Below are 18,169 nucleotides of genomic sequence, written 5' to 3' on the forward strand. Positions count from 1 at the left end.
CCGGTTTCGGCCTCGGTCGAAGGGCTTTGCCCGGGTGGCGCGGGCACGCCGAGACTCGTCGAGGCAACAAGCCACCTGGAGAAGTGACTTGAGGAGAGTGACCGTCATGAGGATCGCGCCTTCCCTCGTTCCCCGCACCGGTGTCGCACTGGGCGCCGTACTGATGGCGGCCGGCCTGCTGGGCGGGACCGCCGCACAGGCCGCCGACGGTGCCCCGGCGGCCGGCGCACCCGCCGCGGCGGCACCGGCCGTCGCCGCCGCGCCCGCCTCGGACGCCGACCAGACCGTCATCCAGGGCACCACCGGCCTGAACCGGGGCCAGAGCTGGTCCTCGCCGGACGGCAGCACCGTGCTGTACCAGCAGTGGGACGGCCACGTGGTGCTCTACAAGAACAACGTCGCCATCTGGACCGCCGTCGGCACCTACGGCGTCGGGACGTACCTCTACATGCAGGCCGACGGCAACCTCGTCGCCTACGACGCCGCCATGCGCGCGGTCTGGAACAGCCGCACCCCGTACCACCCGGGTGCCTACCTCGCGATCCAGAACGGCGGCAACCTGGCCGTCTACTACGGCGGCACGCCGATCTGGTGGTCGAACTACCGGCCCGGCGGCACCGGCCCGATCGACCCCGACCCCGAGTGCACCCCCACCACCCACCAGCTCTGCCCGTAACGGATCCCCCGCCACCGGCGACCGCCGGGGCCGCTCCCACCGGACGCGGCCCCGGCGGTCGGCGTTCGCGCGCGTGCCCGCGCCCGCGCGCGTGCCCGCACCCACGACCGCGCCCACGTCATCGGACCACGACGCGCGCGTGCCGCCGCGCCGTGAGGGTGGCGGGCATCGGACCCGGGTTGAGGGTGAGTTGGGGCAGCCGCGGCGTGGTGAGGGTGCGGCGGTGCAGGTCGACGTGCCAGTGGCTGAGCAGCGAGGACAGCATCAGGACACCCTCGATCAAGGAGAACTCGTCGCCGATGCACTTGCGGGCGCCGCCGCCGAAGACGGTGACGGGCACCTGCGGCTGACCTCCGTGCGCGTCCCAGCGGTCGGGGTCGAAGCGCTCCGGGTCGGGGTAGAGGTCGGGCAGGTGGCTGATCAGGTAGGGGCTGTAGGCGATCACCGTGCCGCGGGCGATCGCGTACGGGCCGAGTTCGGTGTCCTGCTCGGTCTGCCGGGTGAGGAACCACCCGGGCGGATACATCCGCAGCGCCTCGGTGAGCACCTGCCGGGTGTAGGTGAGCTGCGGCAGGTCGTCCCAGCCGGCGGTCCGGCCGCCCAGTACCGAGTCGACCTCTGCGGTGAGCCTGGCGAGGACGGCGGGGTGGGTGGTGGCCAGGAACAGCGCCCAGTTCGCGGCGCCGGCGGTGGTCTCGGTGCCGGCGGAGTACATGGTCACGGCCTGGTCGACCAGTTCCTCGTCGCTCAGCGCGGGCAGGTCGCTCCCGGGGTCGCGGGACGCGATGAGCATCGACAGCAGATTGTCCTCCGCCGGTGCCCCGTCCGCCGCGGCGGCGACCCGCCGGCGGAGGGCGGCGGTGAGGTCGGCCATCGAGCTGCGCACCCGGCGGGTGGCCCGGTCGTAGCGGACGTTGCCCGGCGTGGGGACCTTGCGCAGCCGCTTGGGCAGCAGGGTGTGCCGGGTGAAGCCGGCGAGCAGGGTGTCGAAGTCGGCGGCCAGGCGGCCGTGCAGACCCGGGTCCAGGCTGGTCCCGAACACCGCGGAGAGCACGACGTCGGCGGTGATGGTGCGGGACTCGACGGCCAGGTCGACGGTCTGGCCGTGGTGCCACCGGCGGAGCGCGAGGTCCAGACGCTCCGTCATGATGCGTGCGTAGCCGGGGAACCGGGCGTGGTGGAAGGCCGGTTGCATCAGCCGGCGCTGCCGTCGGTGCTCGGCGGCCGGGCACGAGGCGAGCCCCTGGCCACCGGCCTCGCGCAGCCGCTCGAAGAGGGGGCCGCCCTTGTCGAAGACCCGGTCGCGCACCAGTACCGCGCGGGTCAGTTCGGGGTCGCACACGACGACCAGGGGCTTGCCGAGGAAGCTGATCTCCACCAGCGGGCCGTGCGGGGGCAGCCCGCGCAGGAACGCCAGCGGCTCGCGCAGGAACGCCGCCAGGTGGCCGACGACGGGCCTGGCGCCGGGGGCCGACGGGACGGCAGCGGTGCTGGTCATGGGACGGACTCCCTTGCTGGACAGGACTGTTGGAGGGCACTGCCGGTCGGACCGCCACCGCGTCCGTCGTGACGGACGCGCCACGACGGACGCCGGGCGGATGCGGAAGTGCGAGGGTCGCCGAGCAGATGCGGCAGTGCGAAGAGCGCGGTGCGGAGACGGCGTTTGCGCGAGCGCCGGGCGGACGGCCGGCGCGGACTCCGGGAGGGCGGCACGCCGAGGCGGCCGCCGGAGTCGACGGCCCTCACTCTAGGCAACGAGTTCCGGAACGTCCATGCCGAGGTCGAAGATCATTGGCGCCGCCCGGACCAACCCCGGGGGCTGTCAATGTGACCTGCGTCACCCGGGAAGGGGCGGAACCAGCACGGAGCGTGACGGTCCGACGGGCGCTACCTGCCCGGACATCCCGCCCGCAGAACGCGCTGCGTGAAAGCGGAGCCGGAATTTCCTCGTCCCGTCCCCCCTCCGGCACGGATTAATCCACGCCCCCTGGTGCGACCGGCGAAAGCCTGCTTAGCCTGTTCGTGACCTCCGGAGCGAGGTCACGGGGGAAGGAATTCATGATGACGACATCGATTCCTGCTGAGCGCGCGTCCGCGCACGGCGAAGAATCCGCACTCGTTCAGGAATGGCTCCGGAAGGACCTCGTACGGGTCAGGGAGGCACTCCAGTCCTTGGTGGCCCAGCCGCATTCCCGGATCGAGGAGCCCATCGCCTACGCGGTGGAGCACTCGGGGCGTCTGCTGCGGCCCACGCTCGTCCTGCTGTCCTCGTACCTGCTCGCCGAAGAACCCGGCCGGCGCACGCACCGGCGGGTCATCGAAGGCGCCGCGGTCGTCGAAACCCTGCACATCGCGACTCTCCATCACGACGACGTGATAGACAATGCGCAGGTCAGGCGAGGAAGGCCCAGCGTCAACGCCAAGTACGGCACGGCCACCGCCCTGCTGACCGGGGACTATCTGCTCGCCCGCTGCATGCAGGGCGCAGCGGCACTGGGGCGCTCCCACCTGCTGGCGATGGCCCAGACCCTGGCCGACATGTGCGTCGGCCAGATGCTGGAGTCCAGCCGGCTCCACGACCCCTTCCGGACCGAGCCCGAGTACTACGCCGCCGTTTCCGGGAAAACCGCCCGCCTGTTGCGGACGGCGGCCTCGATGGGAGTCCTGGGCGGGAAGTCGGAAAAAGGTGCGCAGGCCGCCCTGGAAAGCTTCGGGAACGATCTGGGAATGGCATTCCAGATCTGGGACGACATTCTCGACATCTGCAGCACGGAAACCGGCAAGGAACCGGCCAAGGACATACTCAACGGCGTCTACACGCTGCCGGTGATCTATGCCGTCCAGGACTCCCCGGACGTGCTGCTGCCGCTACTGAGCGCGCAGCCGCTGTCCGCCGACCGGTGCCGGGCCGTGGTCGAGGCCGTCCACGCGTCGGGGGCGATCACCCGGGCCGCGGAGGTGGCACAGCGTTACACCGCGAACGCCCTCCTCGCCGTGGAGTCCCACCCGGCCACGGCCGCGCACGCCCCGCTGGTCAGGCGGTGCCTGCGGGATCTCGTCGGCACCTTCGCGTCCCGCCATCCCGCGCTCGGGGCGCTGCGCGACGCCACCGGCCCCGAGGCCGAGGACCGGTCGCCGACCGCCTGACCGGCCGGCGTCACCGACCCGTTCCACCGGCCCGTTCCACCGGCCCGTGTCACCGGCCTGAACGGCCCACATGCCCGGCCCACATGGCCCGGCCCGCCCGAGCGGCCCGCCCGGGCGACCAGCGCGCCGATGCCGCCCGATGCCGCCCAGGGACGGCCGGGGGCGCCCGTGGCCGTCCGGGACGTCCGCCCCACCACCCGACCGACCCGCGCAGCGGAGCCGGGGCCACGCCGTGCGCGCGGCCCCGGCCCGGACCGCTGCCCGTCCAGAAGGAGCGTCGTGCCAGCAGTACGCAGCGACTTCATCACCGACTACGACCCGCTCGCCGACGCGTGGTGGGACCCCAGGGGTCCGCTCGCCCCGCTGGGCTGGATCGCCCGCGCCCGGGCCGGCTTCGTCCCGGCGGCTCCCGCCGACCGCCACGGTCGGGCCCGGCTGCTGGACATCGCCTGCGGGGGCGGACTGTTCGCCCCGCACCTGGCCGACAAGGGCTACCGGGTGTTCGGCGTCGACCTGTCGTTCCAGTCCCTCCGGCAGGCCCGCGCCCACGGCTACGACGTCACGGTCCGGGCCGACATCGCCCGGCTCCCGTTCGGGGCGGAGTCCTTCGACGTGGTCACGGCCGGGCAGTGCCTGGAACACGTGCCCGACCCGTACGCCGTCCTCGCCGAGGCGTGCCGGGTGCTGCGCCCCGGGGGCACCCTGATCGCCGACACCATCGCCGACACCAGGACGGCCCGACTGGCGGCCGTCACCCTCGCCGAGAACCTGCCGCTGCCGGGCCGGCCGTCCCGCGGGACCCACGACCACCGGCTCTTCGTCAACCGCGAGCGGCTGCTCGCCACCGCGCGGGCGCACGGCGTGGAGCTGCGGCTGCTCGGTCTGCGGCCGCATCTGCGGGACGGCCTGCGCTTCCTGGCCGGGCGCCGCGAGGACGTCCGGATGGTGCGCACCAGGTCCACCGGCGTGCTGTTCCTCGCGGTGGGGAGGAAGCGGTGACCGCCCCGTCCTCCCCCGCCGTCCCCACGCCCGCGCCCCCGCCCTCTCCCTCTTCCTCGCCCGGGCACCGGGCACGGCCCCCCGGCGCCGTGCGCGCCTGGCTGGTCGGCGCCCGGCTCAAGACCCTCCCGGTCACCCTGGCGCCGATCGCGGTCGGCACCGCCGTCGCCGTCCCGGACGGCCTCCCCGACGGCCGGCGCACCGCGCTGACCCTGGTGTTCGCCCTGGGTTTCGTGCTCGGCACCAACTTCCTGAACGACTACAGCGACGGCATCCGGGGCACCGACGACCACCGGCTCGGCCCGGCCCGGCTGGTCGGCTCCGGCCGGGCCTCGCCCCGGCAGGTCCTGCGGCACGGGCTGACCCTGTACGGCATCGCCGTCGGGGCCGCGGTCGTCCTGGCGGTGACGGTCAGCTGGTGGCTGCTCGGCCTCGCCGCCGTGTGCGCGCTCGGCGGCTGGTTCTACACCGGCGGCTCCCGGCCCTACGGCTACCGCTCCCTGGGTGACGTGAGCATCTTCGTCTACCACGGCGTCGTCGCGGTCTGCGCCACCGCCTTCATCCAGCTCGGCCGGCTGCCGCTGCTGGCGCTCCCGGCGGGGGTGCCGATGGGCCTGCTGGCCTGCGCGCTGCTGACGACCAACAACCTGCGCGACATCCCGACCGACACCGAGGCCGGAAAGGTCACCGTCGCCGTCCGCCTCGGCGAGGGACGCACCCGGATCTACTACGCGTTGCTGGTCGCCGCGGCCTTCGCCTCGGCGGCGGCGCTGGCGACCGCCCGCCCCTGGGCGCTGCTGGTGCTCGGCGCGGCCCCGGTCGCGGTCCGGCCGCTGCGCCGGGTGCTGGGCGGGGCCCGGGGGCGCGACCTGATCCCCGCGCTGGAGCACACCTGCTGGCTGCTGCTGGCCTTCGGGGCACTGCTGACGACGGGGCTGGCCCTGTGAGCGCCGCCGGGGCGGGGCCGGGTCCCGGGGCGCCCGACCACGAGGTGCTGGTGATCGGGGCCGGCTTCTCCGGGATCGGCACCGCCGTCGGGCTGCTGCGCGCCGGTGTCGACGACTTCCTGGTGCTCGACGAGCAGGACGACGTCGGGGGCTCGTGGCACGCCAACCGCTATCCCGGGGTCGCCGTCGACATCAGTGCCTTCTCCTACTCCTTCGCCTTCGAGCCGCACCCGGGCTGGTCGCGGGCCTTCCCGCCGGGCGCGGAGCTCAAGGCCTACGCCGACCACTGCGTGGACAGATTCGGCCTGCGCTCCCGACTGCGTCTGAACTCCCGCGTGGTGCGGGCCGGTTACCACGAGCCCGCGCACCTGTGGGAGGTGGCGCTCGCCGACGGCACAACGCTGACGGCCCGGTTCGTGGTCTGCGCCACCGGGTGGCTCACCCGGCCGAAGACCCCGGAGCTGGCGGGTCTCGACCGCTTCGCCGGCCCGGTGGTGCACACGGCGCGCTGGGACTCCTCGCTGGACCTGCGCGGCCGCCGCGTGGCGGTGGTCGGCACCGGAGCCTCGTCCGTCCAGCTCGTCCCCGAGATCGCCCCGCTGGTGGAGCGGCTCGACGTCTACCAGCGCACGCCCACCTGGGTCTTCCCCAAACCGGACCTGCCCGTCCCCGCGGCCGTGCGCGATGTGTTCGCCCGGGCGCCGTGGACCCAACGGGCGGTCCGGCTCGCCACCGACACCGCCACCGAGCTCTCCTTCGTCATCGCCATGATCCACTACCGGCGGTTCCCCTTCCTGGTCCGGGGCGGGGAGGCGTTCTCCCGGCTCTATCTGCGCCAACAGGTGCGTGGTGAACGTGAGTTGATGGAGGCACTGGCACCGTCGTACCGGCTCGGCTGCAAACGGCCCTCGTTCGGCAAGGGCTACTGGCGGGCGTTCACCCGGGACAACGTCCGGCTGGTCACCGACCCGATCTCGCGGATCACCGAGGGCGGCGTGCGGACGGCGGACGGCACCGAGCGGGCGGCCGACGTCCTGGTACTCGCGACCGGCTTCCACGTCCTGGACAACCTGCCTCCGTTCCCGCTGTTCGGCCAAGGCGGCCGGGAGCTCGGGGAGTTCTGGGCGAGCGAGCGGTTCCAGACCTACGAGGGCAGCTCGGTGAAGGGCTTCCCCAACCTCTGGTTCATCGTGGGCCCGTACTCGTTCACCGGCGGGTCCTGGTTCGGCATGATCGACTACCAGGTCACCCATCTGCTGCGGGTGATCGGCGAGGCGCGCCGCCGGGGCGCGACCCAGGCGGTGGTGCGGCCCGAGCGGCACGACGCCTCGTTCGCGAAGGTGCTGCGCCGGCAGCGCGACACCGTCTTCGCGGACGCCGGCTGCCGCGGGACGAACAGCTACTACTTCGACCGGCACGGCGACGCGCCGGCCGTACGGCCCTCCTCCACCTACGAGGCGGCGTGGCGGGCCCGCAGTTTCGACCTCGACGACTACCGGTACGAGCGGGTCCGCGACGGCGGCACGGCCGCACCGTCCACGACCGCACCGTCCACGACCGCGTCGGACGCGGCCCCACGGAACACCGCCGCCCCGTCCACGGCCCCACGGCACACCGCCGCACCGGACACGGCAGCACCCGCCGCCGGGCACCCGGAAGGAGCACGGCATGCGACCGCCTGAGCCCCACGAGCGGGACCGCCGACTGCGCCTGATGTACGCGCTGTGCGCCGCCGCCGGCTTCCTGGTCATGGCGACGACGGCCGTCGCCTTCGTCGTGCGCAACGCCGACGCCGGCCCGTGGGGCGTGATGCGGAACTTCCTGCGCGACGCCACCGGGAACCTCGCGTCCGACTTCGTCTACGCGGACCTGGCGCTGACCTGGGCCGCGCTCGGGGCCTTCATGGTGGTCGAGGCCCGGCGGTGGCGGATCCGCCACGTCTGGGCCTACATCGTGGGCGCGCCCGCGCTCGCGCTGGTCGTGAGCTTCTCCGTCTTCATGTACGTCCGGCAGTCCCGGATCGCCGCCGCACGCGGCACCGGCCCCGTCCCCGCGACCTCCGAAGCCACCGTCCCCGCCACCTCCCACACCACCGCCCCCGCCACCGTCCCCGCCTCGAAAGGGCCGCAGCGATGACCACCACCGACGCCCCGGGCATCCCCGGCACCGTCGACCACGCCCTGGCCCTGGCCGCCGACGCGCTCCGCCGGCGCCAGGACGCCGAGGGCTTCTGGAAGGGCGACTTCGAGACCAGCCTGATCGGCGAGGCCGGCGAGGTCGTCCTGCGCCACTACCTGCGCCTGCCCGACGACGGCACGACGGCCGCCGACGCCCGGACCATCCTCGCCGAGCAGAGCCCCACCGGCGGCTGGGCCGCCTACCACCAGGGCCCGGACGAACTCCTGCTCTCGGTCTTCTGCTACGTCGCCCTGCGCCTGGCCGGCCACCACCCCGACGAGCCGCCGATGCGCGCGGCGGCCGCCTCGATCCGGGCCGGCGGCGGCATCGAGGCCGTCGACAACCTCCTCATGCTCGCTTGGCTGGCCGTCATCGGCCTCTGGCCGTGGAGCGACATCCCGCTCGTCCCGCCGGAGATCGTGCTGCTGCCCAGCTCGTTCCCCGGCAACATCTACCACTTCGGGGCCGCCGCCCGCGGCATCGTGGTCGCCAACAGCCTCTTCATGGCGAGCCGCCCCGTCGTGCCCGCCGGATTCGACCTCCGCGAACTCTTCCGCCGGCCCGACGCCCGCCGTCTGCCGAGGTCCCTGCCCGTCCGCTGCGCGACCGCCCTCAGCCACTGGTACGCCCGTCGGCCGGTCCGCGCCCTGCGGCGCCGCGCCATCGACAAGGCCACCCGCTGGCTCGTCGACACCCAGGAGACGGACGGCAGTTGGGGCGGCAACTGGCCGCAGACCGCGAACGTGCTGATGGGCCTGGACGCCGCGGGCGTGCGCCGCGACCACCCGAGCGTCGTCGCCGCGCTGTCCGCGCTCGACCGGTACGTGGTCGAGCGCGACGGGCAGCGCCGGATCGAGATGTGGACCTCCGTCGTCATGGACACCGCCCTCGCCCTGTCCGCGAGCGCGGCGGCCGGCGGCCCCGGAGCCGGGGCGGCGGACGCACCGGCGGTGCGCTGGCTCCTCGACAACCAGGTCACCGAGCTCGGCGACTGGGCGGTGCTGACGAAGGACCCCGTCCCCGGCGGCTGGCCCTACGAGTTCACCAACAACGCCAACCCCGACGCCGACGACACCGCCTTCGCCGTCGTGGCGCTGCGCCGGGTGCGGCCGCGCGGCAGCGACCCGGCCGTCGACGAGGCCTGCCGGCGCGCCCACCGCTGGCTGCTGTCCCAGCAGTGCCAGGACGGCGGCTGGGCCGCCTTCGAACCGCTGCGCTGGCGGCTGCCCGGCCGCACCCGGCTGGCCGAGATCGGCTTCCTGGAGGCGCCGTCCGCCGACGTCACCGGCCACGTCCTGGAGGCGCTCGCCGCCGACGGCCACGCGGACACCCCCGCGGCCCGCCGCGGCGTCGAATGGCTGCGCCGCCAACAGCGCCCGGACGGCTCCTGGCCCGGCTGGTGGGCCTGCTACCACCTGCACGGCACCAGCGCCGCCGTCACCGGCCTGGCCGCCTGCGGGGTGCCGGCCGACGACCCGGCGCTGCGACGGGCCTGCGAGTGGCTCCTCGCCCACCAGCGGCCCGACGGCGGCTGGGGCGAGTCCGTCCGCGCGCTGCACGACCCCGAGTGGATCGGACGGGGCGACAGCACCCCCTCCCAGACCGCCTGGGCCCTGCTCGCGCTGATCGCCGCCGGCCGGGCGGACAGCGCGCCGGTGCGGGCCGGCCTGGACTTCCTGGTCCGCACCCAGCAGGCCGACGGCGACTGGGCCGAGCCCTGGCACACCTGGGTGGTGCACCACGACGGCCTGTACTGGCGCGACAGCCTGCTGCGGCTGATCTACCCCGTGCTCGCCATGGCGGCGCACCGGGCCGCCGTCGAAGGAGGTGCGGCGTGACGGCGGGCACCGACCCGGGCACGCGGGAGCGCGAGAACGTCACCGTGGTGGGCGGCGGCCTCGCCGGTATGACGGCGGCCTGGACCCTGCGCCGGCTCGGCCTCCCCGTCCGGCTGCTCGAAGCCTCGCCCGAACTCGGCGGCATGGCCGGCTCCCGGGTGATCGACGGCCGGACCGAGGACCACGGCGTGCACATCTTCCCCGCCTGGTACCGCAACACGCTGCGCCTGGTCGGGGAACTCGGCCTCACCGACCACCTGCGCGCCACCCGCAAGTTCCACCAACTGCTCCCGGGGACGGAGTTCCGCAGCGCCGACACCCCGGCCGCCGACCGGCTGCTGTTCCTCTACGGCGTGCTCGACCTGCTCGCCCAGGACTACCGCGCGGGCGACGAGTCCCTGCACGACTTCCTGCGCGGGCGCCGCTACCTCTCCCCCGCCGCCGTGGCCGACATCGAGCACCTCTTCGTCGCCTCCAGCGCCGCCGAGAGCACTGCGGTCTCGGCGGCCGGGTTCCGCGGCAGCATCGCCGCCTTCGTCCGCCACCCCGGCCGGGTCCGGATGCCGCGCGGCGACCTCCAGCAGTGGTTCGTCGGGCCGTTCCGGCAACGGCTGGAGGCCGCGGGCGTCGAGGTGCTGACCGGGCGCGAGCTCACGGCCGCGGCGACCGACGACCACCGGGTGCGGACCCTCACCCTGCGCGGCCCGGACGGCGCCGAGACCGAGGAGGCGGTGCCCGGGCAGCTGGTCCTCGCGGTCCCGCACGGCCGCCTGGCCGCCCTGGGCCCCGGGATCACCGGGGCACTGCGCCCGGCGCACGGGATCCTGGAACTGACCTCCCGTCCGCTGGGCGCCCTCCACCTGTACCTGCGGCGCCGTCTGCCGGGACTGCCCGACGAGCACATCCGCCTGGTCGGCTCACCGCACGCGATCACACTGATCGACGTCGGACAGACCTGGCCCGGGCACCGCGACAGCCTGCTCAACTGCGTCGTCGGCCGGGTGGCCGCACTCCGGCACCTCGCCGACGACGAGGCCGTCAAGGTCCTGGTGGAGGAGCTGATGGCCTATCTCCCCGGTCTCGACTGGGAGGACATCGAGCACGTCTGCTACCAGCCGCACTCCTCGGCGCCCTTCCACGCGCCCGGGCCCGGCTCCGCCCGCCACCGGCCGCAGGCCTTCACCGCGTTCGCCGACCTCCACCTGGCCGGGGACTTCTGCGCCGCACCGGCGGGTGTGGCCGGCATGGAGGCGGCGGTCCGCTCGGGCCTGGTGGCGGCCGAGTCGGTCCGCCGCAGGCTGCGGCCCGAGCTGCCGGCAGTGCGCGTCGACACGATCGGCGACGTCCCGCCGCCGGTCGCCCGGCTGCTGCGGGCGGCACTCCGCCCGGCCGTCGCCGCCGTCCGGAGGCGGTCCGGCGGGGACGGACCCGGCGGGAACGGGTCCGTCCGGAGGTAGCCGGTTCCGGTCCGGTGGACACGCCACCGGACCGGAACCGGACGCACGGTGAACACGGAGCACGCGGAGCACGAGGAGTACGGAACACGCGGTGCACCCGGCTCGTGGTGCACGGACACACGGGGGAACGACATGATCCACGCACTCGTCGCCGGAGGCGGCATCGGCGGCCTGGCCACGGCCCTGGCGCTGGCCCGCACCGGCCACCGTGTCACCGTCCTGGAGCGCCAGGACGCCTTCACCGACATCGGCGCCGGAATCCAGATCGCGCCCAACGGCTTCCACGCCCTGAACCGGCTGGGCGTGGGCCGGGCCGTCCGCGACCGCGCCGTGCTCGTCGACGAACTGCGCCTCATGGACGCGACCACCGGGCGCGAGCTGGTCGCCCTGCCCGTCGGCGGACGCTACCGGCAGCGCTTCGGCGACCCGTACGCGGTCGTCCACCGGCGGGACCTGCACACCCCGCTGCTCACGGCGTGCCGGGCGATCGGGACCGTCGACCTGGTGGCAGGCGCCGGGATACGGCACTACCAGCAGGACGTGGACCGGGTGACCGCCACCACCGCGGACGGCCGGACCTTCTCCGGCGACCTCCTGGTGGGCGCCGACGGCATCCGCTCCACCGTTCGGGCGCAGTTGCTGGGCGACGGCCCGCCCCGCCCCTGCGGGCACACCATCTACCGCACCCTCGTCCCGATGGAGCGGGTGCCGCGGTGGCTGCGCCGCAACGCCGTGACGCTGTGGGCCGGCCCCGGCTGGCACGTGGTCCACTACCCCGTCGCCGGCGGCTCCTGCCTCAACCTCGCCGCGGTGCTCGACGACGGCGCCACCGAGGCGGTCTCTGGCCGCCCGGCCGGGCGGGCCGCCGTCCTGCGGCGGTTCGCCGACCCCGGCCCCGTCCCGGGCACGCTGCTGCGGCTCGGCGAGGACTGGCGCCGGTGGGTGCTGTGCGACCGCGACCCGGTCGACGTCTGGACCCGCGGCCGCGTGACCCTGATGGGCGACGCCGCCCACCCGATGCTCCAGTACGCCGCCCAGGGCGCCTGCCAGGCGCTGGAGGACGCCGTCGTCCTCAGCGACCTGCTCGCCGACGCCCCGACCGCCGACGTCCCCCAGCGGCTGGAGCGCTACAACGCCGCCCGCCGTGAGCGCACCGGGCGCGTCCAACGGCTCTCCCGCGAGATGGGCACCCGGCTCTACCACCCGGCCGGCGAGGACGCCCGGGCCCGCGACGCGCTGCTGCGCCCGCTCGACGAGGAGGCGCTCCACCACCGGGTCGCCTGGCTGCACGGCGCCCCGGTCCGGGCGGACGCCCGCGGCGGGGGCGGGTAGGCCCGGGGCGGGCAGGCTCGGGGGCGGATCCTGCACGAAAGGGCAGAGCTCCCGGCCCCGTCATATGGAAGCCGTCAGGACCGGCCGCGCGGCGGATTTCCGGACCTATCGTCCTTCTCGGTCGAGACGAAAAAGGTCTCCGATGCGAGCAGAAAGACGATTCCGCCATGAAAACCCTGTCCCGCCTGAAACGCGCATTCGCCTGCGGGGTCACCGCCGTCGCCCTGGTCGGCGGCCTCACCGCGCAGGCCGCCCAGGCCGCGCCGTCGCCCGGTCATCCGGTGGACAAGACCTGCGGGACCCCGGCCGTGCCGGGCGGCGGCAACTGCATGACCTCACTGATCGGCGCCGGCTTCGACATGATCCGGGCCATGCGCGGCGCCGCCAACGCCAACAAGCTGGACAACGCGGAGTTCACCCAGAAAACCGCGGCGCAGCTGAGCCAGAAGTTTCCCGGCTTCAATGTGCTGGTTTTCAAGACCGTCGGCACCGACATGTACGACACCGAATGGTTCACGAACGAGCACAAGGCCGATATGAAGGGGGTGCTGATCGACACCACCTACAAGCTGAACCATTTCATGAACAAGGAGGAGCAGAAGGATCCCTCGGGTTACGACAAGTTCCGGATCTGGGTGTTCCAGGGCGAGTCGACCTTCCGCAACCGGGGCGACGGCGGCTACATGAACTGGGCGTTCGTCGGCAACGACGGCGACAGCGTCAAGAAGGAGCCGTGGACCTGCCGGTCGGGCACCGCGCGGCCCTACAAGTGCGACGGCGACGTGCGCACCCTGCACTTCCCCGCGCGCTCCGGCTACGGCAGCAGGACCGGCAGCCTGACCCCCGACGTCAACGGCCCCGGCTACCACGCCTGCCTGGACGTCAGCGGCAACGGCAGCGCCAACGGCACCCCCGTGCAGATGTGGGAGTGCAACGGCGGCGACGCCCAGAGGTGGACCTACAACGGCTACAAGCTCCGGGCCGCCAACGGCAAGTGCCTCGACCTGCCGGACAACAGGGCCGCCAACGGGAACAAGCTCCAGGTCTGGGACTGTCTGGAGATCCCCGGCCAGCGCTGGCACATGTCGCCCAGCGGCGGTCTGCGCCACATCACCGACCCGGACGACCGGTCCAAGGACGTCTGCGTCGATGACTACGCCGGCCTCACCGCCAACGGCAGCTCCGTGGTGGCCTGGGCCTGCGGCTCCGAGAGCAACCGCGACGCGCGCAACCAGAACTGGGCCTGGGGCGGCACCCCGCCGACCACCGACCCGACCACTCCCGGCAACGGCGCCGATGTGACCCTGAAGCTCGACAACGGCCTGGGCGCCCTGCCCGTCGGCGGCTCCGCCGGCGCGGCCGTGGTCCCCGGGATCCGGGGCGGCAACGAGTCCAAGTGGAAGCTCACCCCGGTGGGCGGCGGCCGCTACCGGATCACCAGCTCCTACGGCCTCGACCTCACCGAGAGCGGCGGCTACATGGCGGAGCTCCAGCCGTGGAGCAACTCCTCCAAGCAGAAGTGGGAGCTCTTCGGCGTCGGCAACGGCAGGTACCAGATCCGGATCTCCGACGACGACTGCCTCGCCCACGACTCCGACTTCAAGCAGCTCGGCGTGTGGACGTGCAAGCGCGGCTGGCAGCAGGAGTGGGCGCTCGAATCGGCCTCCGGCGGGGTGATCACCCCGGGCGGTGGCGGGGGCACGCCGACCGACCCCAAGGACCCGAAGCCCCCGACCGGCGGCGGCGCGAGCGTCCCGACCGAGCGGCCGCTGTTCCTGAAGCTCGACAACGGCCTGGGCGCCACGGCCCCCAACGAGACCGCGAGCTGGGGCGCGCCCGTCCTGGGCGGCATCCTGGGCTACAAGGGGTCCACCTGGACGATCAAGCCGCTCGGCGGCGACCGCTACCGGATCGTCAACGACCTCGGCTACAACCTCACCGAGAACCCCGACACCTACGTGGCCGAGCAGCAGGCCTGGGGCGACACCCCCAACCAGAAGTGGAGGTTCGTCGCCGTGGGCAACGGCAAGTACCGGATCCAGATCTCGGACGACGACTGCCTCACCCACGACTCCGACCACAAGCAGCTCGGTGTCTGGACCTGCGAGGGCGGCTGGAAGCAGGAGTGGTCCCTCCGGCTCCTCTGACGGCGACGAACGGCGACCGACGGCGACGGACCGCGACGGACCGCGACCGCCGTCGGCCGACGGCGACCGGGGCCGGTGCCGGGAGTCCCCGGTGCCGGCCCCGGCACCACGCGCGGGCGGTCCCGGCCGGGTGCTTGGTCCCCGCCCGGCGACGGCGGATGATCCTCGGCATGGAGACACTCGAGCTCACCCAGGACCCGCGGGCGTACGCCTGCATGCTCGTCCGCCGGCCCGCCGACGAGGCGTTCCGGGCGTTCGCCGACCCGGCCGTCACGACCCGGTTCTGGTACAGCGGGAGCAGCGGGCCGATGGTGCCGGGCGCCGCGCTGCGCTGGGAGTGGAAGACCTACGGGGCCTCGGCCGAGGTCAAGGTCCTGGAGGTGGAGGAGGGGCGGCTGATCCGGTTCGAGTGGGGCAACTACGACCGGCCGACGACCGTCGAGCTGAGGTTCACCCCGCGCTCGGCGGAGGCCGCCTTCGTCGAGGTCACCGAGACCGGTTTCAAGGGGTCGGGGGACGAGACCGTGAGCTGGGTGAACGACACCGTCGGTGGCTTCACCACCACGCTGTGCTCGATGAAGGCCCTGCTGGAGCACGGCATCGAACTCAACGCCGTGCCCGACCACCACCCGGCCTGACCCCCTCCCCGGGGCGCCCCGGCCCGGCTCCGCGGCCCGACCGGCCGGCGCGCGCGGCACCCCTGGCGTGTCGCGCGCGCCGACCGACTAACCTGGACCGCTTGCCAGTACCGCCGTCCCGCTTGAGGAGCCCAGCGCCGTGTCCGACAGCTTCGCGCACCTGCACGTCCACACGGAGTACTCGATGCTGGACGGGGCCGCGAAGAACGGCAAGCTCTTCGCGGAGGCGGAGAGACAGGGCATGCCCGCCATCGCGATGAGTGACCACGGCAACATGTTCGGCGCCTACGAGTTCTTCCACGCCGCCGCCAAGACCGGGGTCAAGCCGATCATCGGCATCGAGGCGTACGTCGCCCCGTCCTCGCGCTTCCACAAGAAGCAAGTGTTCTGGTCGCCCGGCGGCCAGCGTCCGGCCAGCGCGGACGGCGAGGGCGGCAAGGACGTCTCCGGTGGCGGCCGCTACACCCACATGACCATGTGGGCGCAGAACGCCACCGGCCTGCGGAACCTCTTCAGGCTCTCCTCGCTCGCGTCGATGGAGGGCTACTACATGAAGCCCCGGATGGACCGCGAGCTGATCGCCGCCAACGCCACCGGGATCATCGCCACCACCGGCTGCCCCTCCGGCGAGGTGCAGACCCGGCTGCGGCTCGGGCAGTACGAGGAGGCCGTCAAGGCGGCCGGCGCCTACCAGGACATCTTCGGCAAGGAGAACTACTTCCTGGAGCTGATGGACCACGGCCTGTCCATCGAGCAGGACGTGCGCGAGGACCTGCTGCGCCTCGCCAAGCAGCTGAACATCCCGCTGCTGGCCACCAACGACTCGCACTACGTCACCGCCGACCAGGCGGACGCCCACGACAGCCTGCTCTGCGTCGGCGTGGGCAAGAACAAGGACGACCCGAACCGGTTCAAGTTCCAGGGCACCGGCTACTACGTCAAGACCGCCGAGGAGATGCGCGAGCTCTTCCGCGAGCTGCCGGAGGCCTGCGACAACACGCTGGCCATCGCGGAGCGGGTCGAGTCGTACGACGAGGTGTTCACCTACGTCGACCGGATGCCGCAGTTCGACGTGCCCGAGGGCGAGACCCAGGCCTCGTTCCTGCGCCAGAAGATCGCCGCCGGCCTCCAGCACCGCTACGGCGACAACCCGAGCCAGGAGGTGCTGGACCGGGTCGAGCTGGAGATGGGCGTCATCTCCCCGATGGGCTTCGACGCCTACTTCCTCGTGGTCGCCGACATCTGCCAGTACGCCCGGGACAACGGCATCCCGGTCGGCCCGGGCCGAGGCTCGGCGGCCGGCTCGATGGTGTCCTACCTGACCCGGATCACCGAGCTGGACCCGCTGGAGCACGACCTGCTGTTCGAGCGGTTCCTGAACCCCGAGCGCATCAACCCCCCGGACGTCGACATCGACTTCGACGACCGCCAGCGCGACCAGATGGTGCGCTACGTCACCGACAAGTACGGCTCCGCCTACACCGCCCAGGTCAACACCTTCGGCACGATCAAGGCCAAGGCCGCCGTCAAGGACGCCAACCGCATCCTCGGCTACCCGTTCGCGATGGGCGACCGGATCACCAAGGCGATGCCGCCGGACGTCATGGGCAAGGGCGTCCCGCTGGCGGACCTCTTCAACGACAAGCACCCGCGGTACAACGAGGGCACCGAGATCCGCTCGCTGTACGAGAACGAGTCCGATGTCAAGAAGATCATCGACACCGGCCTGGGCATCGAGGGCCTGATCCGCGGCACCGGCGTGCACGCCGCGGCCGTCATCCTCTCCTCGACGCCGCTGCTCGACCTCATCCCGCTGCACATGCGGGACAAGGACGGCGTGATCATCACCGGCTTCGACTACCCGTCGTGCGAAGCCATGGGCCTGATCAAGATGGACTTCCTGGGTCTGCGGAACCTGGGCATCATCGATCACTGCATCAAGATCGTCAAGGCCAACCGGGGCGTGGACGTCGACATCGAGAAGATCCCGATCGACGACCCCACCACCTACCAGCTGCTGGCCCGCGGCGACACCCTCGGCGTGTTCCAGCTCGACGGCGGCCCCATGCGCGCCCTGCTCAAGCTGATGAAGCCCACCGAGTTCGCCGACATCTCCGCCGTCTCCGCGCTGTACCGGCCCGGCCCGATGGGCATGAACTCGCACACCAACTACGCGCTGCGCAAGAACGCCCAGCAGGAGATCATCCCGATCCACCCGGAGCTGGAGGCGCCGCTCGCCGACGTCCTCGGCCCCACCTACGGCCTCATCGTCTACCAGGAGCAGGTCCAGCGAGCGGCCCAGGTGCTCGCCGGCTACTCGCTCGGACAGGCCGACCTGCTCCGCCGGGCGATGGGCAAGAAGAAGAAGGAGGTGCTGGAGAAGGAGTTCGTCCCCTTCCACGCGGGCTGCAAGGAGCGCGGCTACTCCGACGAGGCCATCCAGGCCGTCTGGGACGTCCTGGTCCCGTTCGCCGGCTACGCCTTCAACAAATCGCACTCCGCCGCCTACGGACTGGTCTCGTACCAGACCGCCTACCTCAAGGCGAACTACCCCGCCGAGTACATGGCCGCCCTGCTCACCTCGGTCGCCGACGACAAGGACAAGATGGCGATCTACCTGGCCGAGTGCCGGCAGATGGGCATCCGGATCCTCTCCCCCGACGTCAACGAGTCGGTGGTCGACTTCACCGCCGTCGGCAGCGACGTGCGCTTCGGCCTGAAGGCGGTGCGCAACGTCGGCGTCCCGGTCATCGAGTCGCTGGTGGCCACCCGGGCGGAGAAGGGCAAGTACACCTCCTTCCCGGACTTCC

General features: G+C 72.9%; 13 protein-coding genes. 12 read left to right on the forward strand and 1 reads right to left on the reverse strand.

The features are described 5' to 3' along the window. The first annotated feature begins 106 nt into the window (after window positions 1-106). Complete coding sequence (locus tag BI06_RS36815; protein WP_051742711.1) at window positions 107-676, forward strand: hypothetical protein; 570 nt, start codon at window positions 107-109, stop codon at window positions 674-676. 118 nt (window positions 677-794) lie between these two features. On the opposite strand, the gene BI06_RS36820 is transcribed toward BI06_RS36815, so the two are convergent. Then, window positions 795-2,174, reverse strand: coding sequence for a cytochrome P450 (locus tag BI06_RS36820; protein WP_043475629.1), 1,380 nt, complete (start codon window positions 2,172-2,174; stop codon window positions 795-797). 563 nt (window positions 2,175-2,737) lie between these two features. Between BI06_RS36820 and BI06_RS36825 the strand changes: the two genes are divergently transcribed. The 11 genes from BI06_RS36825 to dnaE all read left to right on the forward strand — a co-directional run. Further along, window positions 2,738-3,823, forward strand: a complete 1,086-nt coding sequence (locus tag BI06_RS36825) for a polyprenyl synthetase family protein (protein WP_157855284.1) — start codon at window positions 2,738-2,740, stop codon at window positions 3,821-3,823. Window positions 3,824-4,102: 279 nt separating this feature from the next. After that, window positions 4,103-4,822 (forward strand): bifunctional 2-polyprenyl-6-hydroxyphenol methylase/3-demethylubiquinol 3-O-methyltransferase UbiG, encoded by a 720-nt coding sequence (gene ubiG / locus BI06_RS36830; protein ID WP_030394695.1) that lies wholly within the window; start codon window positions 4,103-4,105, stop codon window positions 4,820-4,822. Next, window positions 4,819-5,769 (forward strand): 1,4-dihydroxy-2-naphthoate polyprenyltransferase, encoded by a 951-nt coding sequence (locus BI06_RS36835; RefSeq protein WP_199523415.1) that lies wholly within the window; start codon window positions 4,819-4,821, stop codon window positions 5,767-5,769. Before ubiG ends, BI06_RS36835 begins: the two co-directional genes overlap by 4 nt. Then, window positions 5,766-7,451: an NAD(P)/FAD-dependent oxidoreductase gene (locus tag BI06_RS36840; protein ID WP_199523416.1), complete on the forward strand. Its 1,686-nt coding sequence runs from the start codon at window positions 5,766-5,768 to the stop codon at window positions 7,449-7,451. Before BI06_RS36835 ends, BI06_RS36840 begins: the two co-directional genes overlap by 4 nt. Further along, window positions 7,438-7,905 (forward strand): DUF2834 domain-containing protein, encoded by a 468-nt coding sequence (locus BI06_RS36845; RefSeq protein ID WP_063795106.1) that lies wholly within the window; start codon window positions 7,438-7,440, stop codon window positions 7,903-7,905. Before BI06_RS36840 ends, BI06_RS36845 begins: the two co-directional genes overlap by 14 nt. Beyond that, window positions 7,902-9,785, forward strand: coding sequence for a squalene--hopene cyclase (shc, locus tag BI06_RS36850; RefSeq protein ID WP_043475632.1), 1,884 nt, complete (start codon window positions 7,902-7,904; stop codon window positions 9,783-9,785). The genes BI06_RS36845 and shc overlap by 4 nt, the downstream gene beginning before the upstream one ends. Next, window positions 9,782-11,242 (forward strand): FAD-dependent oxidoreductase, encoded by a 1,461-nt coding sequence (locus tag BI06_RS36855; protein ID WP_233290441.1) that lies wholly within the window; start codon window positions 9,782-9,784, stop codon window positions 11,240-11,242. The genes shc and BI06_RS36855 overlap by 4 nt, the downstream gene beginning before the upstream one ends. A 132-nt stretch (window positions 11,243-11,374) precedes the next feature. Continuing rightward, window positions 11,375-12,574, forward strand: coding sequence for an FAD-dependent monooxygenase (locus BI06_RS36860; RefSeq protein ID WP_043475635.1), 1,200 nt, complete (start codon window positions 11,375-11,377; stop codon window positions 12,572-12,574). 167 nt (window positions 12,575-12,741) lie between these two features. Further along, on the forward strand, window positions 12,742-14,721 hold the full coding sequence (locus tag BI06_RS36865; RefSeq protein WP_043475638.1) for a ricin-type beta-trefoil lectin domain protein: 1,980 nt from the start codon (window positions 12,742-12,744) through the stop codon (window positions 14,719-14,721). 170 nt (window positions 14,722-14,891) lie between these two features. Further along, entirely contained in the window at window positions 14,892-15,359 is a 468-nt protein-coding gene (locus BI06_RS36870) for an SRPBCC family protein (protein ID WP_043476272.1), read from the forward strand. A gap of 139 nt (window positions 15,360-15,498) precedes the next feature. Beyond that, a partial coding sequence (gene dnaE / locus BI06_RS36875) for a DNA polymerase III subunit alpha (RefSeq protein WP_043476274.1) occupies window positions 15,499-18,169 on the forward strand: 2,671 nt, incomplete at its 3' end.

It is taken from the genome of Kitasatospora sp. MBT66, assembly GCF_000710405.2.
Lineage (GTDB): Bacteria > Actinomycetota > Actinomycetes > Streptomycetales > Streptomycetaceae > Kitasatospora > Kitasatospora purpeofusca.